The organism is Natrarchaeobaculum aegyptiacum, assembly GCF_002156705.1.
Lineage (GTDB): Archaea > Halobacteriota > Halobacteria > Halobacteriales > Natrialbaceae > Natrarchaeobaculum > Natrarchaeobaculum aegyptiacum.
Window position 1 is genome coordinate 2,227,476 of record NZ_CP019893.1, and the last position, 25,417, is coordinate 2,252,892.

The 25,417-nt window shown below is 65.6% G+C and carries 21 protein-coding genes and 1 pseudogene; 11 read left to right on the forward strand and 11 right to left on the reverse strand.

What is annotated here, in order from left to right:
• Positions 1-178 precede the first annotated feature (178 nt).
• From B1756_RS10870 to B1756_RS10895, 6 genes are all read left to right on the forward strand, one after another.
• Positions 179-1,282, forward strand: coding sequence for a DUF354 domain-containing protein (locus B1756_RS10870; protein WP_086888555.1), 1,104 nt, complete (start codon positions 179-181; stop codon positions 1,280-1,282).
• 189 nt (positions 1,283-1,471) lie between these two features.
• A complete protein-coding gene (locus tag B1756_RS10875) occupies positions 1,472-2,389 on the forward strand; it encodes an ATP-grasp domain-containing protein (protein ID WP_086888556.1) in 918 nt (305 codons plus the stop codon).
• Between the two features lie 358 nt (positions 2,390-2,747).
• Positions 2,748-3,689, forward strand: a complete 942-nt coding sequence (gene nikB, locus B1756_RS10880; RefSeq protein WP_086888557.1) for a nickel ABC transporter permease — start codon at positions 2,748-2,750, stop codon at positions 3,687-3,689.
• On the forward strand, positions 3,686-4,615 hold the full coding sequence (gene nikC, locus B1756_RS10885; protein WP_086888558.1) for a nickel transporter permease: 930 nt from the start codon (positions 3,686-3,688) through the stop codon (positions 4,613-4,615). The genes nikB and nikC overlap by 4 nt, the downstream gene beginning before the upstream one ends.
• Entirely contained in the window at positions 4,616-6,793 is a 2,178-nt protein-coding gene (locus tag B1756_RS10890) for a dipeptide ABC transporter ATP-binding protein (RefSeq protein WP_086888559.1), read from the forward strand.
• A 3-nt stretch (positions 6,794-6,796) separates the two neighbouring features.
• Positions 6,797-8,338, forward strand: coding sequence for an ABC transporter substrate-binding protein (locus tag B1756_RS10895; RefSeq protein ID WP_086888560.1), 1,542 nt, complete (start codon positions 6,797-6,799; stop codon positions 8,336-8,338).
• Between the two features lie 55 nt (positions 8,339-8,393).
• Here B1756_RS10895 and B1756_RS10900 read toward each other — a convergent pair whose 3' ends face one another.
• From B1756_RS10900 to B1756_RS10920, 5 genes are read right to left on the reverse strand one after another with little or no spacing between them, the layout of a single operon-like run.
• Complete coding sequence (locus B1756_RS10900; RefSeq protein WP_086890150.1) at positions 8,394-9,614, reverse strand: glycosyltransferase family 2 protein; 1,221 nt, start codon at positions 9,612-9,614, stop codon at positions 8,394-8,396.
• Entirely contained in the window at positions 9,607-11,193 is a 1,587-nt protein-coding gene (locus tag B1756_RS10905; protein ID WP_394340681.1) for a nucleotide sugar dehydrogenase, read from the reverse strand. The genes B1756_RS10900 and B1756_RS10905 overlap by 8 nt, the downstream gene beginning before the upstream one ends.
• Positions 11,190-12,200: a Gfo/Idh/MocA family protein gene (locus B1756_RS10910; protein ID WP_086888561.1), complete on the reverse strand. Its 1,011-nt coding sequence runs from the start codon at positions 12,198-12,200 to the stop codon at positions 11,190-11,192. The genes B1756_RS10905 and B1756_RS10910 overlap by 4 nt, the downstream gene beginning before the upstream one ends.
• Positions 12,201-12,228: 28 nt before the next feature.
• Complete coding sequence (locus tag B1756_RS10915; protein ID WP_086888562.1) at positions 12,229-13,425, reverse strand: DegT/DnrJ/EryC1/StrS family aminotransferase; 1,197 nt, start codon at positions 13,423-13,425, stop codon at positions 12,229-12,231.
• Positions 13,422-14,000: an acyltransferase gene (locus B1756_RS10920; protein WP_086888563.1), complete on the reverse strand. Its 579-nt coding sequence runs from the start codon at positions 13,998-14,000 to the stop codon at positions 13,422-13,424. The genes B1756_RS10915 and B1756_RS10920 overlap by 4 nt, the downstream gene beginning before the upstream one ends.
• 889 nt (positions 14,001-14,889) lie before the next feature.
• On the opposite strand from B1756_RS10920, the gene B1756_RS10925 reads away from it, so the two are divergent.
• Positions 14,890-15,420, forward strand: coding sequence for a DUF7344 domain-containing protein (locus B1756_RS10925; RefSeq protein ID WP_086888564.1), 531 nt, complete (start codon positions 14,890-14,892; stop codon positions 15,418-15,420).
• Positions 15,421-16,091: 671 nt separating this feature from the next.
• On the opposite strand, the gene B1756_RS10930 is transcribed toward B1756_RS10925, so the two are convergent.
• From B1756_RS10930 to B1756_RS10940, 3 genes are all read right to left on the reverse strand, one after another.
• Positions 16,092-17,096 (reverse strand): DUF1616 domain-containing protein, encoded by a 1,005-nt coding sequence (locus B1756_RS10930; protein ID WP_086888565.1) that lies wholly within the window; start codon positions 17,094-17,096, stop codon positions 16,092-16,094.
• Positions 17,097-17,513: 417 nt separating this feature from the next.
• Positions 17,514-17,789 (reverse strand): PadR family transcriptional regulator, encoded by a 276-nt coding sequence (locus tag B1756_RS10935; RefSeq protein WP_086888566.1) that lies wholly within the window; start codon positions 17,787-17,789, stop codon positions 17,514-17,516.
• A 246-nt stretch (positions 17,790-18,035) separates the two neighbouring features.
• Positions 18,036-18,368: a winged helix-turn-helix domain-containing protein gene (locus B1756_RS10940; protein ID WP_086888567.1), complete on the reverse strand. Its 333-nt coding sequence runs from the start codon at positions 18,366-18,368 to the stop codon at positions 18,036-18,038.
• A 670-nt stretch (positions 18,369-19,038) separates the two neighbouring features.
• Here B1756_RS10940 and B1756_RS10945 point away from each other — a divergent pair.
• Entirely contained in the window at positions 19,039-19,239 is a 201-nt protein-coding gene (locus B1756_RS10945; RefSeq protein WP_086888568.1) for a DUF7563 family protein, read from the forward strand.
• A 209-nt stretch (positions 19,240-19,448) separates the two neighbouring features.
• A complete protein-coding gene (locus B1756_RS10950) occupies positions 19,449-19,952 on the forward strand; it encodes a DUF7344 domain-containing protein (protein ID WP_086888569.1) in 504 nt (167 codons plus the stop codon).
• 40 nt (positions 19,953-19,992) lie between these two features.
• Here B1756_RS10950 and B1756_RS19425 read toward each other — a convergent pair whose 3' ends face one another.
• From B1756_RS19425 to B1756_RS10965, 3 genes and pseudogenes are all read right to left on the reverse strand, one after another.
• Positions 19,993-20,163, reverse strand: coding sequence for a hypothetical protein (locus B1756_RS19425; protein WP_161493176.1), 171 nt, complete (start codon positions 20,161-20,163; stop codon positions 19,993-19,995).
• 148 nt (positions 20,164-20,311) lie between these two features.
• Positions 20,312-20,791 (reverse strand): annotated as a pseudogene (locus tag B1756_RS10960) (helix-turn-helix transcriptional regulator); the annotation flags it as partial.
• A 284-nt stretch (positions 20,792-21,075) separates the two neighbouring features.
• Positions 21,076-21,429 carry a hypothetical protein gene (locus B1756_RS10965; RefSeq protein ID WP_086888571.1) on the reverse strand — a complete coding sequence of 118 codons (354 nt, stop codon included), beginning with the start codon at positions 21,427-21,429 and terminating at the stop codon, positions 21,076-21,078.
• Positions 21,430-21,703: 274 nt separating this feature from the next.
• On the opposite strand from B1756_RS10965, the gene allB reads away from it, so the two are divergent.
• Both allB and B1756_RS10980 read left to right on the forward strand, forming a co-directional pair.
• Entirely contained in the window at positions 21,704-23,071 is a 1,368-nt protein-coding gene (gene allB, locus B1756_RS10970; protein ID WP_086888572.1) for an allantoinase AllB, read from the forward strand.
• Between the two features lie 1,414 nt (positions 23,072-24,485).
• A complete protein-coding gene (locus tag B1756_RS10980) occupies positions 24,486-25,034 on the forward strand; it encodes a hypothetical protein (protein WP_086888574.1) in 549 nt (182 codons plus the stop codon).
• Positions 25,035-25,417 lie beyond the last annotated feature (383 nt).

The following is a 25,417-nucleotide window of genomic DNA, read 5'->3' on the forward strand; positions in this document are numbered from 1 at the left end:
CTCGAGCCGTGAGCCGACCCATTGGGGCCACTCCCGGCAGGTGCAAGCAGCGTGGTAACCGTCGGCAAACTGTCCGGTAGAAGCCGTCTGTTTTCGAGTACACGGCTTCTAACCTGTTTCTCGCCCACAATCTGTACCCTTCGAATTACAAAGCGGTGATCGACCCTCTGTCCGGCCGATGCGGATTCTGGTCTTCACGAACACGCCGGCGCACGTCCACCTGTACCGTCACGCCGTCGCCAGGCTCGAGGAACGGGGACACGAGGTGTGCGTTCTGGGGCGCGAGGCCGGCTGCACTACGGACTTGCTCGAGTTCTACGGCATGCCGTACCGGACGTACGGCGAGCACGTTCCGGAGACGGCCTCGCGACTCGAGTTCGGGACGGCGCTGGCCAGTCAGTTCGCCCGGATCGCGCGGGCGACCCTCGAGTTCCAGCCGGACGTCGTCTTCGGCCGGGGTCCCTACGCCGCCGCGGCGGGCACGCTCGCGCGGGCACCGACCGTGCTCGTCCTCGACGACGAACCGACGGATTTCAACCATACCATCTCGCGGCCCTTCGCCGACACCATCCTCTCGCCGTCGGTCACTCGCCGAGACCTCGGCGACGCCCACTACACGTTCGACGGCTTCGTCGAGTGTGCGTCGCTCCACCCCGAGGTGTTCGATCCCGATTCTACCGTCCACGAGTACCTCGGCATCGACGCCGACGAACCGTACGCCATCCTCCGGTTCAACGCGCTCGAGGCGCTCCACGACGCCGGGCTCGAGGGGTTCACGCCGTCCCAGCGCCGTGACCTGATCGACCGGCTCGGCGAGCGCCTGACGGTGTTCGTCTCCGACGAGGGTGGGACCCTCGACCTCGCTGACCTCCCGGCCCGACCGTACGACCTGCACCCGGCGCTGATCCACGACGCGATGGCCGGCGCGTCGCTGCTGGTCGCCGACACCGGCACGATGGTCACCGAGGCTGGCCTCCTCGGGACGCCTGCGCTCCGCTACCGCGGCACAGATGACCACGTCTACGGCGAGTTTCAGGAACTCGAGCGGCAGGGCCTCGTCGAGCAGTTCGACACCTACGCCGAGGTCCGGGATCGAGCGCTCGCACTCGCTGGTGACGGGACGGCCGCTGACCGCTGGCAGCGCCGTCGCGAGGCGTACGTGACCGACCTGGTGAACCTGACCAACCTGCTGGTCGACGTCGCGGAGGCTCGCGGGTCGGTCGACCGGCTCGACCCCTCGAGTCGCAGGGTGGTCAGGCCGCGGTCGGTAGTCTCACGCTGATCGTGTGCTCGACGAACGATAGCTACTTGCTCACCGACAGGAACCGTCGATCATGGAGTCGACACCGTTCGCCGGCGTGGCCCTCGCCGCCGGTGTGACGAACACGCAGCGTCGTATTCAGCCACCCAGCACGGACCGTCGAGCGTCGGGACGACGTCGACGAACCGGGTCCAGACCGGCTGGTGACCGATGACGATCGACGAGCCTCGCGTGGGAATTCTCACCGGTGAGCGGTACCCCGACCTCTTCGACGACGGGAAGGCGATTGCCGCTACACTCGAGGATCGTGGCGTTCGCGCCGACCCCATCGTCTGGTCAGCCGCCGGAGATCTCGACGCCTACGATGCCGTTCTGGTTCGCTCCTGCTGGGACTACCACACCGATCCGACCGCATTCCGGGAGTTCCTGACGACTCTCGAGCGGTCGGATCCAGACGTCTACAACCCTCCGTCGGTGATGCGGTGGAACGCCCACAAGTCCTACTACCGCGACCTCGAGGCAGCAGGCGTCCCGATCCCGCCGTCGGTTTGCGTCGAGGCAGGAACCGACGTCGCTCTCGAGTCGATCCTGCGGCAGCGGGGGTGGACGGAGGCGGTGGTAAAACCCGCAGTCGGGGCGAGTTCCACGGGCGTCTGGCGGACCAGTCTCGACGACGTGGCCGACGACCAGTCACGGTTCGAGGCCGCCTGTGCCGACCGCGACGTGGTGGTCCAGCAGTTCGCTCCGGAGATCGAGCGTGGGGAACGCTCGATCGTGTTCGTTCGCGGGGAGTACAGCCACGCCTGGAACGATCCGACGAAACCGGACGACTTCAGCGACTTCGAGGAGGCTGACGACTCCTACGAACCACACGACGACCTGCGATCGACCGCCCGGTCTGTCCTCGAGACGGCCTGTGACCGGCTCGAGTGTGCTCCGTCCGACCTTTCCTACGCTCGCGTCGACTACGTCGAGCGCGACGGTCGGCTTCTCCTCATGGAACTGGAACTCATCGAACCCTATCTCGGGCTCGTGAGGGAGGACGGCGCACTCGAGCGGTTCGTCGACGCGTTCGAATCACTCGCGCTGACTGACCTCGAGAGTGTCCAAGCGATCACTGACGACTGACCCACCACCATCCTCGCTGGTGTGTTCCGTGGTATCGCTTCTGGTGCTACCGTCGTGTCGTAACGCCGGCTCCGAACCAATGAAGTTATTAAATAAAACGATAAAAATAATAATATGGCGTACGACATCGGGTCCGACGACGTGATCGTTCGGTAGCGTCGATGCGCGGGGAAGTGAGCGGACAGGGAAATCCGAATCTTTACAACACAGATTGCACTACCTAAAGTTGAGTTTCATGATGTGGAGGAGGCGGTCGAACGCGACCGACGGGACGGGACGACTGTGGGTCTCTCAGCCGGGCGTGTCGATTCCGACGCGACCACAGTCCCGGCGCCGTCGTCCCCAGAATCTGTAACACATGCTCCGAGGGTTCGCCACACGATTGGGGTCGCTGACGGTCGTGCTGGCCGGCGTTTCGTTGCTCACCTACGGGCTCATCTATCTCACCCCCGGTGACCCGGCGTACACGGTCCTCCACGAGCGACGCGGGAGTCCGCCCTCGGAGGCCGAGGTCGCCGCTTTCCGGACCGAACACGGCCTCGACGAACCGTTCCTGAGCCAGTATCTCACCTGGCTGGGGAACGTACTCCGGGGTGATCTCGGGACCTCCTACACCCGATCGGAGCCGGTGACGGCGATTCTCCTGCAGCACCTCCCGAACACCGTCGAACTCGCCCTCGCGGCGATGGCAGTCTCGCTCGCGCTGGCGATCCCTGTCGGTGTCGTCAGTGCCGTCCATCAGGACACCTGGATCGATCGGGCGAGCCAGCTGACCGCGTTACTCGGCGTCTCTATGCCCAACTTCTGGCTCGGCTACCTGTTGATCCTCGCCGTCGCGCTCCACCTCGGACTCACGCCGGCCGCCGGATCCGGCACGCTCGCACACCTGGTGCTTCCAGCGATCACTCTCGGCACCGGCCTGGCAGCGATCGTCGTTCGACTCGTCCGCACCTCGATGCTCGAGGTACTCGAGGCCGAGTACGTCGACACCGCTCGTTCGAAGGGCGTCCGGGAGCGACTCGTGGTGTACAAACACGCCCTGCGAAACGCCCTGATTCCGGTCGTGACGATCGTCGGCCTCCAGTTCGGGTTCGTCCTGAGCGGGGCGGTCGTCGTCGAGGTCGTCTTCCAGCGGCCGGGACTCGGGACCGTCCTCGTCGACGCCGTCTTCGCCCGGGATTACCCGGTCGTTCAGGGCGTCGTCCTCCTGACGGCGGTCGCGTTCGTGCTCACGAACCAGCTGGTCGATCTCGCCTACGTCGCCCTCGACCCACGAATCGATCGGGGTGAGCGCACGTGAGTGAGCGACACGCCCGTTCCGGGTCGGCCAGACACGCCTCGAGAGCGATCCTCGAGTGGGTCCGGGACCGAACGCGCTCGCAACTCGCGTGGTCGCTTCGATCCAACTCGAGTGTCCGCCTCGGCGGCGGACTGGTCATCCTGCTCTCGATCGTCGCCGTCGTCGGGCCGGTGCTTACGCCGTACGACCCGACCGCGCAGGTGCTCGAGAACCGACTCCAGGGTCCCTCACTCGCCCACCCACTTGGTACCGACGCGCTCGGGCGGGACGTGGCGACGCGGATCGTCTACGGCGCACGAGTCTCGCTCGCCCTCGCGATCGTCGCGACGGCCGTCCGGGTCCTCGTCGGAACGACGATCGGCCTCGTGGCAGGGACAGTCGGTGGAGTCGTCGATGCCGCACTGATGCGCCTCGTCGACGTTCAACTCGCCTTCCCCGCGCTCGTCCTCGCGCTCGTGATCGCGGGCGTCCTCGGGCCGAGCCTGCGGAACGTGCTGATCGCCCTTTCGGTCGTCGGCTGGGCGAGCTACGCCCGCGTCGTTCGCGGAACCGTCCTCGCGGTCAGAGACCGCCCGTTCGTCGAGGCTGCCCGCCTCTTCGGGACGCCGCGACGACGGCTCGTTCGCCGACACCTGTTGCCGAACGCCCTCACGCCAGTGGTCGTCCTCGCGACGATGAACCTCGGGACGATCGTCCTCACCGCCGCCGGACTCTCCTTTCTCGGGCTGGGCGCACAGCCGCCCACGCCCGAGTGGGGAACGATGATCGCTGGCGGCCGGGAGTACCTGCGTTCTGCCCCGTGGCTCGTCACCGGCCCGGGTATCGCGATCATGGTGACCGTCATCGGCTTCAGCGTCCTCGGTGACGGCCTGCGAGACGTTCTCGACCCCGACCACCTCGACGACGGCCAACGGAGGCGAGGCTGAATGCCCCTCGAGGTCTCCGATCTCCACGTTCGCTTCCGAACCCGGTCCGGGCCGGTCCACGCGGTCAACGGGGCCACCTTCACCGTCGACGCCGGTGAGATCGTCGGACTGGTCGGCGAGAGCGGCTGTGGCAAGTCCGTCACTGCCCGCTCGATCGTCCGGCTCGAAGACCCCGGTGAGATCGTCCGCGGGAGCGTCACGTTCGACGGCACTGACCTGACGGCGGCCGACGACCGGACGCTCCGCCGAGTGCGCGGCCGGGAACTCGCGATGGTGTTTCAGGACCCCGAGACGACGCTCAACCCGACCTATACCGTCGGCGAACAGATCGCCGAGGCGATCCGCGTCCACCGCGATCCGGCCGCTCAGCCGTTCGTCCGGGAACTGCTCGCCGGCGTCACCTCCCGGCTCGGCTCGAGCGAGACTCGAGAGCGGGTGCTCGAGTTGCTGGCCGAGGTCGGCATCCCGGATCCGGACGCACGGATCGACGACTATCCACACCAGTTCAGCGGTGGCATGCGCCAGCGGGTGATGCTCGCCATCGCACTGGCCCGCCGTCCCTCGCTGCTGATCGCCGACGAGCCGACGACCGCGCTCGATACGACGACCCAGGCGGCGATTCTCGATCGGCTCGCGACGCTCAACGACGAGTACGGGATGGGAATCGTGCTCATCAGTCACGACCTGGGCGTCGTCTCCCGGCTCTGTGACCGCATCGTCGTCATGTACGACGGCGTGGTCGTCGAGTCGGGACCGACCGAAGCGTTACTCTCGAATCCCGGCCATCCCTACACGAAGGCGCTTCTCGGCTGTCTTCCCGGCCGATCGACGCCGAGTGAGCCGCTGCCGACGGTCGGTGGAACGCCACCCGACGGCTCCCCGCCGCCGGCAGGCTGCGTCTTCGCGGACCGCTGCCCGTTCGCACGCGAGGACTGTCGATCCGCCGAACAACCCGTCGTCACACTCGAGTCGGGTCAGACGGTCCGCTGTGGCGTCCCGGCGGCTCGAGGGGCCGACCTCGAGTCGCTCCGTGAGGCTATCAGGGTCGACCGGCCCGGTACCGGGATGTCGACCACCGACGACGAAGCCGCGAGCGTGGCCGTCGACGGTGGCGTGGCGACCGGTGCCGTGACTGCTCGAACCCAGAACTCGGCGTCGACGTCCGGACAGCCGACGCCAGATGCGGATCCGATACTTGAACTCGAGGGCGTGACCAGGTCGTTCCGGACGTCCGAGGGGCTGATCGATCGGTTCGTCGGGACCGACGAGCGGCTGACGGCCGTTTCCGACGTCTCACTGTCCCTGCGGGCGGGCGAGACACTGGGGCTGGTGGGTGAGAGCGGCTGTGGCAAGTCGACCCTCGCCCGCCTGATCGCCGGTCTCGAGTCACCGACCGCGGGAACGGTCTCGCTCCACGGCGAGCCCGTCGACGACGTCGACTCGCGACGGCCGGATCAGCTCGCCGACGTCGGTGTCGTGTTCCAGCACCCGGGATCGAGTCTCGACCCGCGCCTGACGGTCGGCGAGTCGATCGCCGAACCACTGGTCGAGGCTGGCTGGGCAGCTGACCGGCGCGAGGCTCGGATCGACGACCTGCTCTCGCTCGTCGACCTGCCAACCGACCTCGCCGACCGCTACCCGCGCCAGCTCTCGGGTGGCCAGCGTCAGCGGGTGGCGATCGCCCGTGCGCTCGCACTCGAGCCCTCACTGATCGTTCTCGACGAGCCGACGGCCGCCCTCGACGTCTCGATCCAGGCAACCGTCCTCAACCTCCTCTCGCGACTCCAGTCGGACCTCGATCTGGCGTACCTGTTCGTCTCCCACGACCTCGAGGTCGTCCGCCACGTCGCCGATCGGGTCGCGACGATGTATCTGGGACGACTCCTCGAGGTCGGTCCGGCGAGTCAGGTCCTCTCGCGGCCGGCTCACCCCTACACGGCGACGTTACTCGAGGCGATCCCCGGCCGGGACGGCTCGGCTGACGCCGGTGGACTCGCCGGCGAGCCTCCGAGCCCGACCGACCGTCCGTCGGGCTGTCCGTTCCATCCACGATGTCCGATGGCCGACGACGACTGTCTGACCCAGCACCCGGACTGGCAAGCCGTCGGCGAGGCCGTCTCGCGATGTCACTACGCCGAAGAATCGGCAACCGAACGCGAATCCGAATTCGACAACTGACCCATGACCGAACACGCAGCTTTCACGATGGATCGACGAACCGCACTGAAAACAGCGCTCGGAGGAGGGACGCTCGCGCTCGCGGGCTGTCTCGCCGACGGAGCGAGCGACGACGACTTCCGCATCGGCGCGCCGTGGGACGTCGGCAGCGATCCGCTCGAGGGCGGCCACGCGCTCAGACGAATGGGCGTCACCGAGGCACTCGTCGCCGTCGACTACGACGCCGAACCCGAACCGGGGCTGGCGACCGACTGGGAACGCGTCGACGACACCCGCTGGGAGTTCTCCCTGCGGGAGGGCGTCACGTTCCACGACGGCACAGCGCTCACCGCCGACGCCGTCGTCACCTCCCTCGAGCGCACCGTCGACGCGGAGGCGTTCGCTGGCGTCCCGATCGACGTGGTCGAGGCCGTCGACGACTCGACCGTCGGCGTCGAGACCGAATCGCCGTTTGCCCCGCTGCCGGCTCACCTCTCGCGACACGAGGCGGTCGTTCTGGGCCCTGGCTCGTTCGACGACGGGGAGCTGACGGAGCCGATCGCCACCGGTCCGTTCGTCGCCGATTCGATCGATCCCGGTTCACAGCTCCGGGTGGTCCGAAACGACGACTACTACGGCGAGACCCCGGCGTTCGAATCCGTTCGTTACGAGGTCGTCGAAGACGACCAGACCCGGCGGATGCGACTCGAGAACGGCGAACTCGAGATGGCACGCATCCTCCCACAGGAGGCCGTCGACTCCCTCGAAGCGACCGACGGAATCGACGTCTATACGCCCGAAATCCCTCGGATCAGGTTTCTGACGTTCGACACCCAGTCCGAGCCGTTCGACGACCGGCGCGTTCGTCAGGCCGTAACCCACGCCGTCGACCGGGAGGCGCTTACCGACTCCGTCCTCGAGGGCGTCGACGACCCGGCGATCGCTCCCATCTCCCCCGAGATGACCGACTGGGCCGATCCGGATCTCGAGGAGTCGCTGTTCGATCCCGACCGGGCCCGTGACCTGCTCGAGGAGGCTGGCTGGACGATGGCCGCGGACGACGAGATCCGACGTCGTGACGGTGAGATGCTCTCGATCGAGATCGTCACTTTCGATGCCCGGAGTCTCCCACTGATCGCCGAAGTACTGCAGGGCCAGCTTGCCGACGTCGGTGTCGACCTCGAGATCACGGTTCTCGAGTACGGGACGATGCTCGACACCGTCTCGCAGGGCGATTTCGACGCCTACCTCACCTCCTGGGGAACGCTGTGGTATCCCGACCCCGACAGGCTCGCCGACATGTTCCACTCCGAGGGCGACCTCTACCACGGCTACGAGAACGAGACGGTCGACGCGTTACTCGAGGAGGCCCGCGAACTCGACGACCGCGAGCAGCGACGGGACCGGTACCACGAGGTCCAGTCGATCGTCCTCGAGGATGCACCGATCGCCGTCCTGACGAGCTACACGAACGTCGTCGCAACGGCCTCGACCGTCAGCGGCTACGAGCCCCACCCGACGGAGATCACCTACGGGCTCGAGCGGATCGACCTCGAGTCCAGCTGAGCACCGGTCGCTCGCAGACCCGAGTGATGGCTTCCACGGGACCACGACGGCCCGCTCACTCGAGTGCCTCGCCGGCGAGTCCGTCGGCGGCCTCGCTCGAGTCGGGGTGTGGGTCGAACGTCCCCGGCTCCGTCCACTCGCCCGGGTCGCACCCGTCTTCGTGTGCGCCACGCTGCTCTGCGGACTCCTCGTCACTCGTCGCCGCCTCGCCGCGATACTCGTAGCGCGTCGTCTCCAGCGGCTCGTTTTCTGTGGCGTCCATGGCGATGGCGATCCCTAACGCGACCAGCCCGAGCAGGACTGCCACGAAGCCGGTGAGGACGCCGGCGAGCGCGTTCGAGTCCTCCGCTCGAGCGCCACGCCAGCACGCCGCCAGCGTGCCGACCACGCCGCCAGCCAGTCCGGTCGCGCCGGTGGCGTAGAACAGCGCCGCCGGGTGAAACCCCTCGACGACGTACTGGCGCTCGAGTCGCCACAGGAAGCTCCGCAGGAGCAACAGCGAGACGAACCGGACGAACGTCGTGTAGCGGATGCTGCTCTCCTCGTCGCCGTAGACCGCCGACATGGCGACGTCGGCGACCCGTCGATCGTCGACGTTGAGGTGTGTGAGGATGTGGTTCAGGAAGCCGTACCGGTCCGTGATCGACTCGAGGTCGAGCGATTCGATCGTCTCCCGCGAGATGGCGGTGTAGCCGTTCTGCGGGTCGCCGATCGTCCAGTAGCCGGTCGCGAACTTCGAGAGGCCGGTAAGCATCGCGTTGCCGACGAACCGGAACGTCGACATCCCCTCGCGGTCCTCGGCGGTCAGCAGGCGGTTCCCTTTCGCGTAATCGGCCTCGCCCGTTGCCACGGGGTCGACGATCCGATCTAAGATGTCGGGGTCCATCTGGCCGTCGCCGTTCAGCACCGCGACGACGTCGATGCCGTCGGCCGCGGCTCGCCGGTAGCCGGTCTTTACCGCACCGCCGTAGCCCCGGTTCTCCTCGTGGCGGATCGGGACGACGCGCCGGTCGTCCCTGTCTGCGTCGCCTCCCGCTTGTACACCACTCCCGAGGTCTGGGCCCCCGTCGGCGGCCACGACCTCGGGCGGCACCGACTCGCGAGCGTTGATCTCGGCGGCGACCTCCTGAATCACGTCCCAGCTGTCGTCCGGCGAGGCGTCGTCGACGGCGTAGATCCGGTCGACGAAGTCCGGCACCGTCTCGATCACGCCGCCGACGAACGCGTCCTCGTCGTAGGCGGTCACCACCACGCCGACCGTCTTGCCCTTATACATCGTCTCCTCCGTCCGTTCGTCCCGCGTCGGTTGGTTCGGGGTGCGCGTCCGTGCCCGTCTCGATCGTTCCATCGACTGGCTCGACGTCGGTCCGACTCGAGCCCGCGTGCCCGCGAGGCGGCGCGCCCGATCGCGATCCGCCGAGCGTGTAGACGCGATGGCGCTCGAGGGCGGTCTCGCTCGCCACCGACCCGTCGCCGGCGAGGGCGTCCCGACCATCGACGATCACCGTCGGCTCGAGCGTGTCCCACTCGATCGCTCCGAACTCCTCGTGTGGCGTCACGAGGACGATCGCGTCGACCGATTCGTCGGGGAGGTCCTCGCGGTCGATCGCGCGTGCGCCGTACTCGCCCGGATCGACGAGCGGGTCCACGCCGACGACGTCTGCTCCTGCCTCATCCAGCGCATCGATGACACCGATCGCCGGCGACGCGCGGGTCTCCTCGACGCCGGGGCGATACGTGATCCCGAGGACGACGACCGTGGCGTCCTCGAGCGGTGACTCGCCTGCCGCCACATCGGTGCCATCTTCGACCGCGGCGAGTTGCCCCTCGAGTCGATCGACCACCACCGCGGGCATCCCGTCGTTGATCTCCCGCGCCGTTCTGGTGAGCTCGAGTGGCTCCTCGGCTCCCGAGAGCAGGAAGTGCGGGTAGAAGGGGATACAGTGGCCCCCGACGCCCGGTCCGGGGTCGTGCAGCTGGCACATCGGCAGGTCGTTGGCCGTGGCGAACGCCTCGCGCGCGGAAATACCGAGTTCGTCGGCGAGTCGCCCGAGTTCGTTCGCGAGTGCGATGTTGACGTCGCGGTAGACGCCCTCGAAGACCTTCACTGCCTCCGCAGTCGTCGCGTCCGAGACCGGGTGTACGTCGTTGTCCGAAAGTTCGTCGTAGACGACCGACGCCGCGCGCGTGCTCTCGTCGTCGACGCCCCCGACGACCTTCGGGTACTGGCCGCGGACGTCCCGCAGCGCCGTCCCCGAGGACGTCCGTTCCGGACAGAACGCGAGGCCGAACTCGTCGGGCTCGAGCCCCGACTTCGCCGACAGGTGCGGGCGGAGCACGTCCCGGCAGGTCCCCGGTGGCAGCGTCGATTCGGCGATCACGAGGTCTCCCGGCTCGAGTCCGGCCGCGACGTCGTCGGCGACCGATTCGACCGTCGTCAGGTCCGGATCGTCTGCCTCGTCGAGCAGCGTGGGGACGATAACGACGTGGATCCGCGCTCGGCCCGCGGCTGCAGGTCCGTCCGTGGTCGCCTCGAGTCGGCCTGCCTCGACCTGCTCGGCGACCAGTTGGTCGAGGCCGGGTTCGCCGACGACGTGGCAGTCGCCCGCGTCGACGGTCTCGACGACTGCGGGGTCGACGTCGACGCCGGTAACGTTCCCCGTCGTCTCCGCGTAGACGCCCGCGAGCGGGAGGCCCATCTTGCCGAGGCCGTAGACCGCGACGGGGATCGACCCGGTCGTCAGCGCCTCGCGCTGGGCGGAGTCGGACAGATTCGAGTCGTAGAGGCCGACCTGCTCTCGCTGTTCGATCTCCGACGACTCCGCCGCGGATCGACGACGTTCGCGCTCGCTCACTGGGCTTCCACCTCCCGTTCGGCCGCGGGTTCGTCCTCGGCCACCAGCGAGTCGATCGTCTGGACCGTCTCGAGCGCGCGGATGCCGTCCTCGGCCGTCACCTCCGGCTCCGAGCCGGTGCGTGACGCCTCGAGGAACGACTCGAGTTCGTAGCGAAGCGGTTCGCCGTTGTCGACGCGCGGGCGCTCGACGACGCTCTCGTGGCGGTACCGGCGGGTGCCGTCGTCGACCAGGTACGCCGGGTAGGAGTCCCGGTGGATCAGCACCGACTGCTGGAGGTAGTCGACCTCGAGCAGGCACTCGGCGGCCGTCACGGTCAGTTTCCGCACTTTCTTCTGGGTCACGCGACTCGCGGTCAGCGACGCGACGACGTCGTCGTAGGCGAGCGTCGCGGTGGCGTACTGGCCGTCGTCGGTCCCCATCGCCGTCACCGAATCCGGCTCGGAGCCGAGCAGCGAGGCCACGATGTCGACGTCGTGGACCATCAGATCGAAGACGACGTTCCCGCGGGCCGTCCGGTCGACCGGGGGCCCGAGTCGCTCGGCCTCGATCCCGATCACCTCGACGTCCTCGATCAGGTCGGCGACCGTCTGGACGGCCGGATTGAACCGCTCGATGTGACCGATCTGGAGCACCTGGCCGGTCTCGCTGGCGCGTCTCGCGAGCTGTCGACCCTCCTCGACCGTCGGCGCGATCGGTTTCTCGACGAGAACGTCGACGCCCGCCTCGAGACACCGCGTGACCGTCTCGACGTGGGCGGGCGTCGGCACGGCGACGGAGACGGCGTCACACCGCTCGAGTAGCGTCTCGAGGTCGGTCGCGGTCGTGCCGTACTCGGCGGCGACGCGTCGGGCAACCGCCGCGTCCCGGTCGACGACGCCCGCGAGGTCGACCTCCTGGTCCTGCAGTTCACTGTACACTCGCGCGTGATTTTCACCCATCGCGCCGACGCCGACGACGCCGACGCGCATGGGATCCGTTCGGGCTGCTGTGTCGTTCCTGCTCATGATAGGATGGCTGCGATCACGTGTGTGGTCACCTCGAACTGGCGTACGAACCGATCACGTCGACGACCCGCTCTCGATCGCTCCGCTCGAGCCCCGGATGGACGGGGATCGAGAGCACCTCGTCGGCGGCCGACTCGGCCGCTGGAAGGCGCGTCGCCGCCGTCGCGACCGTCTCGTAGGCCGGCTGGCGATGGATCGGCGGATCGTAGTAGACCGACGTGTCGATCCCCGCGTCCTCGAGTGCCTGCCCGAGCCCGTCGCGGTCGCCGCTCCGGATCGTATACTGGTGGTAGACGTGCCTGTAGCCGGACGGTTCGGTCGGCGTCTCGATCGGTGTCTCTGCCAGTGCCTCGTCGTAGAAATCGGCGTTCTCGCGACGGGCCTCGGTAAACGCCGGCAGGCGCTCGAGCTGGGCCCGGCCGATGGCTGCGGCGACGTTGGTCAGCCGGTAGTTGTGGCCGAGTTCGTGGTGGTCGTAGCCGCCGTCGCCGTCGGGGTCCCGTCCGTGGTTGACGTAGCTCGCGGCCCGTGTGGCGACGTCCTCGCGGTCGGTGACGATCATCCCGCCCTCGCCCGTCGTGAGGTTCTTCGTGGGATAGAACGAGAAGCAGGCCGCGTCACCGAGGCTGCCGACGCGGTTCCCGTCGATCTCGGCTCCGTGAGCCTGACAGGCGTCCTCGAGGACGAACAGGCCGTGATCGTCCGCGAGGTCACAGAGAGCGGGCATCGGGGCGGGGAGCCCGTAGAGGTGCACCGGCAGGAGGCCAACGACGTCGTCGCGTCGAGCGAGGACCGATTCGACGCTCTCGGGCTCGAGCGTGTAGGTCTCGGGATCGACGTCGGCGAAGACAGGCGTCCCGCCGGCCAGTCTGATCGCGTTCGCGCTCGCGACGAACGAGAACGGTGACGTGATCACCGCGTCGCCCTCCTCGACGCCGAGGGCCTCGAGCGCCGCGTGGAGCGCCGTCGTCCCGTTCGAGGTGGCGACGCCGTGGTCGACGTCGCAGTAGTCTGCGAACTCGGCTTCGAACGCCCGGACCTCTTCGCCCGCGGCGAGGTCACCGCGCTCCATGACGGCCGCGACGCGTTCGATTGCCCGGCGGCTGACGTCTGGCTCGGCGATGGGGATCGGGCGCGACCCGGAGTCGACGTCCGACTCGCGTCGCTCGTTCGCGGTGTGTGAGTCCCTGACGTCGAGGTCCTGAGTAGGTTCTGCGTCGGTCATGCGAGCTGGTTCGGCCCCTCGAGGCCCTCTGGGAGCGCTGTTTCGGTCGCGGGGACGCCGACCGCGAGCGTGTTCGCGGACACGTCCTCGGTCACGACGGCACCAGCGGCGACGAAGGCGTTCTCGCCGATCGTGACGCCCGGCAGGATCGTCGCGTTCGCACCGATCGACGCGCCGTCTTCGATAGTCGGCCCCTCGAGGTCGGCGTCAGCGCGGACGGGGTAGGGATCGTTCGTCAGGACGGCGTTCGGGCCGACGAAGACGTTGTCGCCGATGGTCGTGCGCGTGGGGACGTAGACGCCGGTCTGGAGGCTGACGTCCGACCCGATCTGGGTGTTGCCGTCGACGACTGTCTTCGTGCCCGCGAGGACGTCCGACCCGATCGTGGTCCGCTCGCGGATCACGACGTCGTGACCAGTGGTGAATCCGTCGCCGATCGTGACGTCACCGTAGACGATCGACCCGGCACGGATCGTCGCCCCGTCGCCGATCTGCGCTGGCTCGTCGAACGAGCCATACCCGAGCGTGACCGTCTCGTCGATCGAACAGTCCTCGCCGGTGACGAAGCCGCTCACGGCGATTCACCTCCGACAGCGGCCGATCCGGTGACCGGCCGGCCAGTCCGTGCGTGTCGTCTCTCTCGTATATACATTGGATCTCGATACCCGGGTGGGAATCGTCCTGATACAGCCGATGCCGGGCTTTTGTTATCTCGCGCCTGCACCCCCGTAGACTCGTGCTACAGCGACGCGGTCGTTCGCACAACGATCACGGGGTCCATACACCGCGGCTGGAGACTCGTTTTCCGACCGTTTCTCGACCGTTTTTCCCTCGTTTCTCGCCTGTATCCGTCGGCGGCTCCGCAGTTTTCGGTCCCTTCTCCGACTATAGTCCGGCCGCTCGCCGGCTGCGCTCTCCCCGCTGCCCCGCGTTCGAACGACGGCCGTGGCATCCTGCTCTCTGTCGGCCTCCCCGACCGGCCCGGCCAGTCGGCCGTCGTGACCCGACTCTCTTCTCGAACACGCACAGCCATCCGAGGGGATCGCGCTCGAGGCCGACGATCGACGGGCTGGAACCGCAGGTTCGTGAGCCGCTGGTTCCTGATGGTTGGCCGTGAACCGTTGACTCCTGTCGGCAGGCACTGCGACACCGCTCTCCGATGGCACGACCCACCGGTTACAGCGGTAGCGAGGCGAAAGCCCACCCGTTTACGGGCGAGATGAAGCCGACGTACGCCCGTTCGTGACCGTCCACGACGGCAGCGCAGACTTGGCCGTGGCCCGACTCACGTCACACTCTTGTCCTCGAATCGTTCGATATCGCGTCAGTCACGTCTTCTAACGGGTATACTCGGCTTTCGAGAAGGTAGCTGTGAGATAGTAAAGGGGGCGGGGCTGGCAGGGGGCTGTGTGAGGTATTCGTCCACCCCCGATCGACGGTCGAATCGGGACCACGAGGGCAGCCATGTCTGAACGTGAACTCACCCAGGCCGAGCTGTTCGACGTCTTCAGCAACGCTCGGCGACGACGGACCGTCCAGTTTCTCAAACGACAGGGTGGCAGCTGCGACCTCGCGCCGCTCGTCGAGCAGGTCGCAGCCTGGGAGAACGACGTCGAGGCCGACGAGGTCACGAGGACCCAGCGGCGTCGCGTCTACATCTCCCTCTACCAGACCCACCTCCCCATGCTCGAGGACCACGGCATCGTCGAGTGGGACCCCGACGCCCACCGCATCGAGCTCATCCCGAGCGAGGAGGTCTTCGAACCCTACCTCGACCGCCGCCTCGAGACCACCCGCGAGTGGCACCGCGTCTACGCCACCGTCGTCGGCGCGGGTGCCGTCGCACTGGTCCTCACGGTCCTCGCCCCCGCCACCACCACCGTCGCCCCGCTCGTTGCACTCGCGCTGTGTCTCCTCGTGCTCGCCGTCTCGGTGATCCAGTACACCACCCGTCGACCCGACCTCGAGTTCCCGCTCGTCGGCTCGAGTCCGTGATCGGTCGCGCTCGAGTACAGCTTTCTCGGTACTGCAAGACCCCGGCTAGTCGTCTTTCACTCCTGTTAAGGGTCTGTTGGTTTTCGATATATTATCTGTACTCGAGTATATGGAGAGTAGACCGAGCACACCTCGAAAGCCCCCGGCACGCTCGCGGCGGCTGGCGTCGTGCGCGCCTCGACTCGCTTACGGCCTTCGCTCGCCTGCGGTGCTACCAGCCACCAGCCGCCGCGACCGCACCGGCCCCTTTCAATCCCACCCGGTCCTCGCCCTCCCCAGCCGACTCCCTCACTGCGTTCGCTCGCCCCTCGCGCTTCAACGACCTGGCCTCGCGATACTCGGACAGGTCGTCGGCGCGCCAGCCGGCCGGGAGCGCGCCGCCGCGCCGTTCGCGCGGTGGCGCGTGAGTCGGCGAAAGAGCACGCTCTTCCGAGCATCGCGAACCCGTCGGGTTCGCTCAACGGGGAAGGGCAGGCGTTCTACGGCCCTGGTGGATTGAAAGGGCGAAGTGCGGTTGCGGTCGTTCAGGCGGCCCTATCCGAGCATACGAGGATATCCGCCTGAACGACCGCAAGCGTGCTGAGGGCTTTCGTCGTGTTCTCGTTTCTTGTCTCTTTCTTAGAATGGTTGGTGAATTGAGAAGAGTATTCTTGATAGACTCCTAGCCGAAACTACTCGTCCTCGAGTGCGTCTTCGGTCACGGTCGTCCAGAAGTAGGTGTCGACGACGGCGTCGTCCGCGGTCGGATCGTTCGGCGGCTCGCCCTCGAAGAGGAGGAAACCGACCCGGACGGGCTCCTCTAGCTCGACGTTCGGCGTCGGCGCGACGGCCGTCTCGGTCGTCACGGTCTCTCCGTCGGGGACCGACGCCTCGAGTCGGTCGAGTTCGGTCCGGTCCGTGACCTCGCCGTCGTCGAGTATCTGTTGCTGGACGACGACCGTGTACTCGGTGTGGGCACCCTCCTGGTTCTCGAGACCGACGGTCACCGATGCCGTCTCACCAGGGGCGATCTCGGCTGGGAGGTCGCCGGTGACGAGGTCACCGGTATCGTCGTCTTCTGTGTAGAGGCCGAGTTCGCTGTATCCGCCGGCCGAGGTCGGTGCCAGCAGCCCGAACAGCAGCGCGCCGATGGCGAAGACGATCGCGCCACCGAGGACGATCGTCGAGAGCGTCACGGTCGGACCCGATTCGCGACGCCGCTCGAGGGCGGAAACCGGCGACACCGTGAACCGGTCGGCTCGAGAGAGACGCAACCGCCGAACGACGCCAAGCTGGGCGGCGACGACGGTGATCCCGCCGAGCGTCGCGGCGATGGGCTCTGCGCCGAGCCCCCAGCCGGTTATCGGGAGGACGAGCACGACTATCGGTACGACCGTGAGCGACAGTGCGAACGAGATGGCGAGCCGTTCGACGACGTCGATGCCACTCCACTGCACGGGTCGGGCCGCTCGAGTGGCGGCCCTCGTTTCCGTCCCCGGGAACAGCAACGCCGTCAGGGCATATCCCGGCAGGAATAGTGCGAGCGGCAGGGTGACTGCCAGTCGCAGGGCACTCCCGCTCGAGGCCGTTGCGACGATGGCGTAGGCGACAATCGCCGCGACGGAGACGACGGCGAGGTCGAACGGGTACTGCCTGAGCGCCACGAGCGGGCGCGTGGTGTACGTCCTGATGCTCATCGTCGTCGTTCTCTCCGTCGCTCTCGTCGCGCTCGCTGTCCGCTTCGTCCAGTGTGCGTCACGGCCGCGCGCACACGCTCGTTCCCTGCGACGGCAGATACAGCGTGGCTACCCATTGCTCCCCCGTTCCGAGTCCCGGCGTTTTGTTATGGGCGGGATATCCGTCCCCGAACCCCTGTGAGGTGGCTCGCGGAGGGGACGTCGGGTATCGCGATCGGGCCTGCCGAGGCCGTCGTCGGATTCTGGGCGGTTCGTCGTGGCCGTCGTCAGACTACCAGCACGGTTTGCAGGCTGCACTGGCTACACTGACTGGTTCGATCACTGCGGGGTCGATCGCCATCGACGAGGGCCGTCCCCGAACGCCGACGACTGCCACCGCTCACCGGGGACCTGAAACCGGCTCTCGAACGCCTGCGGTTAGAATTCGACGTATTGCTCTTCCCACTCTCGTCTCGCTTCGATCTCCTCGAGCCCGTCGTCGGTAATCGCGTAATAATTCGTCCGTCTGTCGAGTTGCCCCTTCTCGACGAGCTCCTTGTTGACCAGCGTGTCGAGATTCGGATACAGCCGTCCGTGATTGATCTCGGTGCTGTAGTAGGTCTCGACCTCCTCTTTGACGGACTGCCCCGAGGGTCGGTCTGCGCCTGCGATCACGTACAGCAAGTCGCGCTGAAAGCCGGTCAGGTCGTGCATTGCTCACTCACGCGAACGGTTCTACTGATTGGCTTTTTGTTATCCGTCTCGTACAGTCCAGTAGCCCCGTGTTCATCGGCGACGGAGACTGGCCGCTCGAGCGCTGGCTGGCGCGGAAACAGGGGTTTCGTCGTCCGGGGCGTGAACCTCAGCGCGGCCAGTTTCCACGCCGACCGACCGTCGACGAAACGGAACCCGCCGGAGCCGAATCGAACCCGTGGTAGACCCGGTGGCCGCGGGCTCGAGTCAGTCTCGAGTCATCGGCCGCGAGACGACGATCCCGTCGGCGTCGATCGTCACGCACAGCTGGTCGATCGTCGCCTCGTAGGCCGTCGTGTGCGACCCGTCTTCTTCGAACCTGACGCACTCGGCGAGCAGGTCCGTCTCGATCAGGTTGTTGATGCGTCGATAGACGGTCGCCGACGAACTGTCCGTCCGATCGGTCAACTCGCGAGCCGTCTTCGGCTCTTCGCTGGTGGCGACGAGGATCGTCCGGGCGCACTCGTCGCCGAGGACGTCGAGCTGGGCGGCCGGATCGCCGGTCGATTCTGTACCCGCGTTGGTTACTTCTGTCGACATTCGATCACCCCCTGAGCGGGCGTAGCCACACGACCGACTCGAGGCGAAGGCGTGTCAGCCGTCTGGATTGTTCGAACGGAACGAATCTGCTGGGGATCGTGGTTCCTGTGGACGGGATGGGACATTCCAGTACGACGACCGGTAAGCGATACCGGTATTTGATAACGAAGGTCCTTCGAAATCGAAACTCGCCGCTTCGACGACGAAATGCCATATTTCGGTTACGTAAGCTGCGATTTATCGACCGCTTCTGGCCGGTCCACCCGACTCCCGCGCGGCTGGAATCGACAGAATCTCGCCCAACCCGTCGAAAGTGGCCCAAAGAGTTCACTTCGCGTGACAGTCCCGACCCGTAGCGGCCCCCCGAGAATCGACGGTCGACGAAGACGGTCGCGTCCGCTGGTTACCCTTTCGACCACTACCCGGTGATGCGATCACGCCATCGACGATGACGGGGGCGGTCGCGACGTAAGGACGGCTTCCCGAATCCGGAAACGCGGTGTTTCCCGATCGCTCGTGACCGGCGTCGATGAACGGTCTCCGTCCTTTATTCGCGTCAATCCACCTCGGTTCTACTGATGCTCGGACGGACTCGCGGCGACCCACATCGGGGACCGATCACTCGACTCGGTGTGAATCCGGTTCGAACCCGTCCGTCTCATCCCCTATCATGAGATCACAACGCGAAGACTGGCGACCGATGGAATCGTCGACAGCGGGACCGCGCTGTCGAAACTGTGGAACGCACGTAACCCAGCAGTTCGCACGCGTCTTCGGCGACAACGGCGACGTCGTCCACGGTTGTCCCGCGTGTACGACCTATCGCGAAATGCAGTCGGGAGGTCACCTCCCGGGCAACCGCCGGCGGTAACCGTTCGGTGACACCCTGACGACGTCCTGCCGTTGGCTCCATCAGCCTGGACGGTACCGACGAGTCACCCTCGATCGCAACGGCTGTTTCTCCGACCGACTGGCGAAAATAAAACCAGAGGTTAAAGTCGGTGGTCGATGTACCGGTTTGGTATGATGACCGACGACGGACAGCACGCAGACTCCACAGCCGAGACGACCGCCTGATCGATGTCGTTGCAGACGAGTCGATCCGAGTCGCTCGCAGAGAGTGAAGTCTTCCACATCCTCGGAAACGACAGGCGGCGCGCGATCGTGCAACTGCTCGCCGAGACCGCCGGTCAGATCGACGTCTCCGACGTCGCAACCGAGATTGCGGCGACCGAGGCAGACGGCACGCCAGTGCCCAACAACCTCTACAAGAGCGTCTACGTCTCGCTCCAGCAGACTCATCTCCCCCAGCTCGAGGAAGACGCAGTCATCGAGTACGATTCGGAAGCGAAGACGATCTCTCCGGGGCCGAACTTCGACGACGTGCTGACGTACGTCGACGGTCAGCAGGACCGCCGTCCGCTCACACTCCAGTTCCACCTCGGCCTCTGCGTCCTCGGACTCGCGCTGATCGCCATCGCGGGCCTGAACCTGCCCGGCATCTCGAGCATCGATCCGGTGTTCTGGAGCGTGCTCGTCATGCTCGCCGTCGCGGCAAGCAGCCTCTACCAGTTGCTCTCCTGAGTTCACGGTCGTCGAGTCACTCGCCTGCATCACGTACATGTCAACGCACTCGAGTCACGGACCTCGGCAGACGACGCCGGCTCACGCCGTCTGAGCCGCCGTCGTTCGGCTGGATGCCGTCGTTCGGCTGGATGCCGTCGTTCGGCTGGATGCCGTCGTTCGGCTGGATGCCGTCGTTCGGCTGGATGCCGTCGTTCGTCCCCGAATACACGGCTCCGATGCCCGACCTGCGGCTGAGCGGCTCCACTCTCCATGCAAAAACCGAGACAGCCGGTCTAATCGTGGTTCGATTGTGATTGCGAGCGAGACCGGGCGCTCGTTCCAGCGCCGGACCCAGCCCCCGTCCCTGCCCTCGAACTGGACGAAGACTGGTCCGGCGACTGTGAGGCCGTCGGTTCGTGCCCCGGGAGGCAGACGAGATTCTCCCGTCCGAGCCTGAGTTTCGTCACCTGACCGTCTTCCTCGAGGTCGGCCAGTAGTCGGCTCACTTTCGCTTTCGACCAGTCGACCGAGTCGACGATCCGAGATTGCTTCATTCGGCCCCCGTTTTCCTTGATAAGTCGTCGGACTCGTTCCCGGTCGGTCACGAACTCGTCTGGCTGGCCCTCCCGGCTGGTTCCGATCGTCGACCGCCCGTCGAGGCGCTTTCGGACCAGAAGCACCCCGCCGAGGATGGCGAGGACGACGATACCGGCGAACGCGGCCAGGTGCGGACTCGCAATCTGACCGACAGGGACAGACTCGATCGAGTATGGAAAACTCTCTATTTCGATTATCTTTCCGACTTCCCATACTATATCTGAGGCGACTAGATCTGGGTCACGGTTCTCGGCGATCATGGCGTAGATATCGGGATTGATGGCTCACTCGTGGGTTACGATCGTTGTCTCCCCACAAAGCAATTGTTGTTGATCTGCATTCTTACTCGATCTCTATACTGTCTTTATTTCTTTTCTGTGGCCGCCCGGCGGCCCCGGGTGATGGCGAGATTCGTCACAGACTTCCCCGATGGTCCACATTCGCGTTGTCCCTGCAACTGCCTGCGACTGCACCGACGGCTGTCGAGTCCCGGTCCGTTCGACGGTTCGCCGGGTGCTCGTGAGTCGATCGGACCCGCTTCCGATCAGACTCCTGGCACACCGGCGGCCTCGAACCCCGTCACGCCGAGGAACGCGAGGACGTAGAGGACCACGAGCACGGAGAGCCAGGCGACGATCGTGATCGCCGCCGCGTCGATCCACCCACCGGGATACCGGGTGTTGATCACCGCCAGATAGGCGATGAACACGAGCACCGGCCCCAGCAGCGGAATCCACCCCAGGAAGAACCCGACGACGGCCCAGACGACTGCCCCGATCAGCGCCGTGATGATCGCGTAGGTGTAGTCTTCGGCGTCGACGATGACCATCGCGCCGAGGTAGATACCCAGTGCGCCGATGAGCAGGCTCACGACGAACACGATGAGGCTCTCGATCATATCTCGGCGTTCGGCGGTGCGTCCGTTAGTTATCGCTCACGTACACGAACTGGAGCGGCAGAAAAACGGGTCGACGCCCAGTTCTCGTCAGGGTCTCCGGCCGGGCGAAAGCCCGTACTACGGGTGAAACGATCGGCGGCGGTTATACCGGACGAGCCACCGCTGGCGGCTCTCACTCGACCGCCGATTCGAGTGGTCGATGGCTTCCCCTCGAGTCGCCGGTGCCGAAGGCCCAACAGAAGCTATTTGCGCTTCCCTCGGCAACTCCCGTCCGATGACCGTCGACCTCGCCGTCAGGAACTGTACCGTCGTCACGCCCAGCGGTCGCGTCGCGGACGCGGGCGTGGCCGTCGACGACGGGACTATCGTCGCCGTCGGTCGCTCCGACCAGCTTCCAGAGGCCGAGCGAACGCTCGACGCAGATGGAAACGTCCTCGTCCCCGGCATCGTGGACTGTCACATCCACAATCGAGAACCGGGTCTCGAGTACAAAGAAGACTGGGAGACCGCGACGCGGGCCGCAGCTGCCGGCGGCGTGACGACCGTCGTCGGGATGCCGAACACCGACCCCGTCATCGACCGACCCGATCACCTCGAGTTGAAACTCGAGCGCGGCGAGGCCTCGGCGCACGTCGACTTCGGGAGTTACGTCGTCGTCACCTCCGAAAACGTCGACGAGATCGGCGCGCTCGACGAGGCCGGCGCACTCGGCTACAAGGTCTTCCTCGGGTCGACCGTGGGCGACGTCCCGCCGCCGAGCGACGGTGAGATCATCGAGGCGATGGAGCGCATCCAGGAGACCGGCAAGCGCCTCGGCTTCCACGAAGAAAACGGCGAGATCATCGACTACTACACCGAGCGCTTCCAGACCGAGGGCCGCAACGAGCCGATCGATCACGCCCACTCACGCCCGGTGATCGCCGAACGCGAGGCCGTCGAGCGCATGATCACCTTCGCCGAGGAGACCGGCGCGAAGATCCACATGTTCCACGTCTCCTCGGGGTCGGCCGCCGAGGCAGTCGCCCGCGGCAAAGACCGCGGGGTCGACGTGACCGCCGAAACCTGCCCGCACTACCTCTGGTTCACCGAGGAGGTTCTCCGGGAGAAAGGCAACGTCGCGCGCGTCCAGCCGCCGATCCGCGACGCCGACGAGCACGAGCGCCTCTGGTCGGTCGGCATCGACGACGGCGCGATCGACTGCATCGCGACCGACCACGCACCCCACACCTCCGACGAAAAGATGGTCGACGACCCATTCGGCAACACCTGGGATGCAATCTCGGGCTTCGTCGGCCTCGAGACCGAGGTCCCCGCCATGCTCACCTTCGTCGATCAGGGTCGGCTTTCCCTCGAGGAGTGGGTCTACCGCCACGCCACACGTCCGGCGCAGGTCTGGGGTCTCTACCCCCAGAAAGGGTCGCTACAGGTGGGAACGGACGCCGACTTCACGATCGTCGACCCGGACCGAGAGTGGACGCTCGAGGATGCCGACGAGCTCCACTCGAAGAGCCGCGTGACGCCGTTCGAGGGCGAGTCGTTCGTCGGCGACGCCGTTACGACGGTCGTCCGCGGCGAGATCGTCTACGACGACGGCGCAGTCGTCGGTGACTCTGGATACGGGACCGCGGTGGGACTCGAATAACGGTCGGACGGCGACCGAAGCCGATGGCCGGTTGGGTTTTCTGTGATGCGGTGTCGATCCCCGACAGTTCATGACGCAGAGAGTACCTTCTCCTATCCAAATATATCTATACAGAAATATAAAAGCGAATCTGACGAATAACTCGAAGAGCACGCAGCCACTGAATGTCGAAACCGGTCGTCGGTCGTCACCACCTCGGGCCGATCTCGAGTCGTCGACTGACGGGAGCACGCGGTGCTGCCCTCTGTTTCGTCCGCCGACCGTACACTGGGGAGCGAGCAAGTCGCGGATTCCGACTCAGCAGTATTCCGTTGCCTACTCTGGTCTCCTGCCAGGGTTGTCACTCGAGTGTCCGCGCTTTCGTGCTCCTCTGTCAGGACTGCCAGCTGCGGTGGTCGATGCGGCGACTGCTTCGTTAGGACTGTCCCTGTCCAGGGATTGGTGTGGCGGATTGATTATACTTCATAGGTACTATTGAGGATCCGAGACGTAAAGACGATCCTCACTCGCTGTGTCGAATCGCCCGAAAATAGGGATGCGGTGTGATCAGCGCGCGCCAGCCGTAAGATCCGTTCGTTCAGCAGACGACAGCAGTGATCCGGGCGTGTGTTTACATAGGTACGATTGTAATAGGTGGCGGCTCGAACCAGGATCGGCCTCGTTCGTCGTTGTCGATCACTGTCGTCGACCGGATCGAGACGATCGGCCACGAAATAGCTGGGATTCGATCGGTACGACCGGTGTACCGAGTAGGACGCGGTTCACACTCCGACGATCCGTTCGTCGTCGGCGACGAGTCGTTCGGTGAGGTCGAACGATCGGCGATCGAGCAGCGTCGTGCTGAACGCGGTAGTGCTCGAATTGGCTTTCCAGTGGCATACTCCCGGCCCGAGACCACGATAGACACGCTCATACGCTCGATCGGCAGTCGGTGACGACGATTCTAGCGTCCACGCTGGCACTGATCTCCGGCTCGATCTGTCTGGTCGCAGCTACCCAGAGTCAGTCGAGAGGTCCTCTCACGACTGGTTTGGCCACTCGAGAGGAACCGAACGATTCGGGCGTCACGCGCTCGATGAGTTCCGTGTTACCGAACAGAATACCGGCGGGCCGGTTTCGGGGGGTGGTCGCGTTCTAATGGACGTGATAGATAGGAAGAGCGACGACTGTGGGCCTGTGGCGGGATTCGATAGTCGTTCTACGAAAACCCAGATGCGTGGGCCTCGAATGTCGCTTTCGACGTTCGACCGTATGGTCGACAGGCCGGGCTGGTGCCGTTCGAACCGGTTTCGATCCGCTCAGTGTCTCATGATAGCATATATCTATACAGTTCCCTGTCACCGAACGACCGCTCAGAGGATATGTATTCGATCCATCAATAATGTTTAAATTGTTTGATCGTATTCGGACGCCTATGGCTGAGAATCCAGTCGCCGAGAAAGACTACGGAGTGTTGCCAAAACAGCAGGCATTCAAAGTTCACGCGCCAGACGCACCCGACCTCGTCGAAGGCGTCGGAGACAATCTCAAGACGGTCCACTCGGTGATGCTGACAAACGACATCTACGTCACCTGGACGACCGGTCAGCCGGGAGATGTGTTTCCGGTCCACTCCCACATGCCCGAGATGTACCAGATTCTCACGACGATCAAGGGCCGGTGTGTCTGGTACTACAAGGATAACGACGGCAACGAGCAGTCGATCGAGGCCGGTCCTGGCGACGTCGTCTACCTCCCTGGCGGTGCCGAAAACCGGGTCGAGGTGATCGGTGATGAAGAGCACATCCACATCGGTTCCTATCCGCGCGTCCGCGTCCCTCGTGTCGAACAGCTCACAGGAGTCGTTCCAGACGAGGTCGAGAACCCAAAAGATTTCAGGGTAGGCGTCGACTTCGACAACGTCCGCGACGAGTATCACGAGATTCACGACGACTCGTTTACCGAAGCGGACCACGACTCGTAGCCGTACCGATTTATGACCACAACGAGCAGCCCACTCCCCTGAGGCACCTCGTTTTTGGCACGTCCGTCCATTCGTAGATAGCACAGCGGATCACGACTATCGAGGCTCCACACGACGGTAGTCCGACATCTCGCTTTTGAAACTTGCAGAACAGTCGGATAACTTACGAAACGAATAAATAACACTGGGTCAATCTTCACCACATGCCATCACGTAGCACGGCGCATAGGAGTCGATCCCCTGCCGAACGAGCCCGTTCGAATTCGGGACCACTCGTGTGTGAACTGACTCTCCGTCTGATCGCACCAGTATGATCGCGATTCCGATCCACCGAAGCTGCGTTTCGGCGCGTCAGATGCGCGTGAACCAGTGCTTCTCTCACG

Bases quoted from the DNA above. Each gene is read 5' to 3' on its own strand.
- B1756_RS10915 (WP_086888562.1), bottom strand. From the start codon at position 13,425: ATGACCGACGCAGAACCTACTCAGGACCTCGACGTCAGGGACTCACAC.
- nikB (WP_086888557.1), top strand. From the start codon at position 2,748: ATGCTCCGAGGGTTCGCCACACGATTGGGGTCGCTGACGGTCGTGCTG.
- B1756_RS10900 (WP_086890150.1), bottom strand. From the start codon at position 9,614: ATGTATAAGGGCAAGACGGTCGGCGTGGTGGTGACCGCCTACGACGAG.
- B1756_RS10925 (WP_086888564.1), top strand. From the start codon at position 14,890: ATGTCTGAACGTGAACTCACCCAGGCCGAGCTGTTCGACGTCTTCAGC.
- B1756_RS10935 (WP_086888566.1), bottom strand. From the start codon at position 17,789: ATGCACGACCTGACCGGCTTTCAGCGCGACTTGCTGTACGTGATCGCA.
- B1756_RS10950 (WP_086888569.1), top strand. From the start codon at position 19,449: ATGTCGTTGCAGACGAGTCGATCCGAGTCGCTCGCAGAGAGTGAAGTC.
- allB (WP_086888572.1), top strand. From the start codon at position 21,704: ATGACCGTCGACCTCGCCGTCAGGAACTGTACCGTCGTCACGCCCAGC.
- B1756_RS10980 (WP_086888574.1), top strand. From the start codon at position 24,486: ATGGCTGAGAATCCAGTCGCCGAGAAAGACTACGGAGTGTTGCCAAAA.
- B1756_RS10910 (WP_086888561.1), bottom strand. From the start codon at position 12,200: ATGAGCAGGAACGACACAGCAGCCCGAACGGATCCCATGCGCGTCGGC.
- B1756_RS10965 (WP_086888571.1), bottom strand. From the start codon at position 21,429: ATGATCGAGAGCCTCATCGTGTTCGTCGTGAGCCTGCTCATCGGCGCA.
- B1756_RS10875 (WP_086888556.1), top strand. From the start codon at position 1,472: ATGACGATCGACGAGCCTCGCGTGGGAATTCTCACCGGTGAGCGGTAC.
- B1756_RS10890 (WP_086888559.1), top strand. From the start codon at position 4,616: ATGCCCCTCGAGGTCTCCGATCTCCACGTTCGCTTCCGAACCCGGTCC.
- B1756_RS10895 (WP_086888560.1), top strand. From the start codon at position 6,797: ATGACCGAACACGCAGCTTTCACGATGGATCGACGAACCGCACTGAAA.
- B1756_RS10870 (WP_086888555.1), top strand. From the start codon at position 179: ATGCGGATTCTGGTCTTCACGAACACGCCGGCGCACGTCCACCTGTAC.
- B1756_RS10945 (WP_086888568.1), top strand. From the start codon at position 19,039: ATGAGATCACAACGCGAAGACTGGCGACCGATGGAATCGTCGACAGCG.
- B1756_RS10930 (WP_086888565.1), bottom strand. From the start codon at position 17,096: ATGAGCATCAGGACGTACACCACGCGCCCGCTCGTGGCGCTCAGGCAG.
- B1756_RS10940 (WP_086888567.1), bottom strand. From the start codon at position 18,368: ATGTCGACAGAAGTAACCAACGCGGGTACAGAATCGACCGGCGATCCG.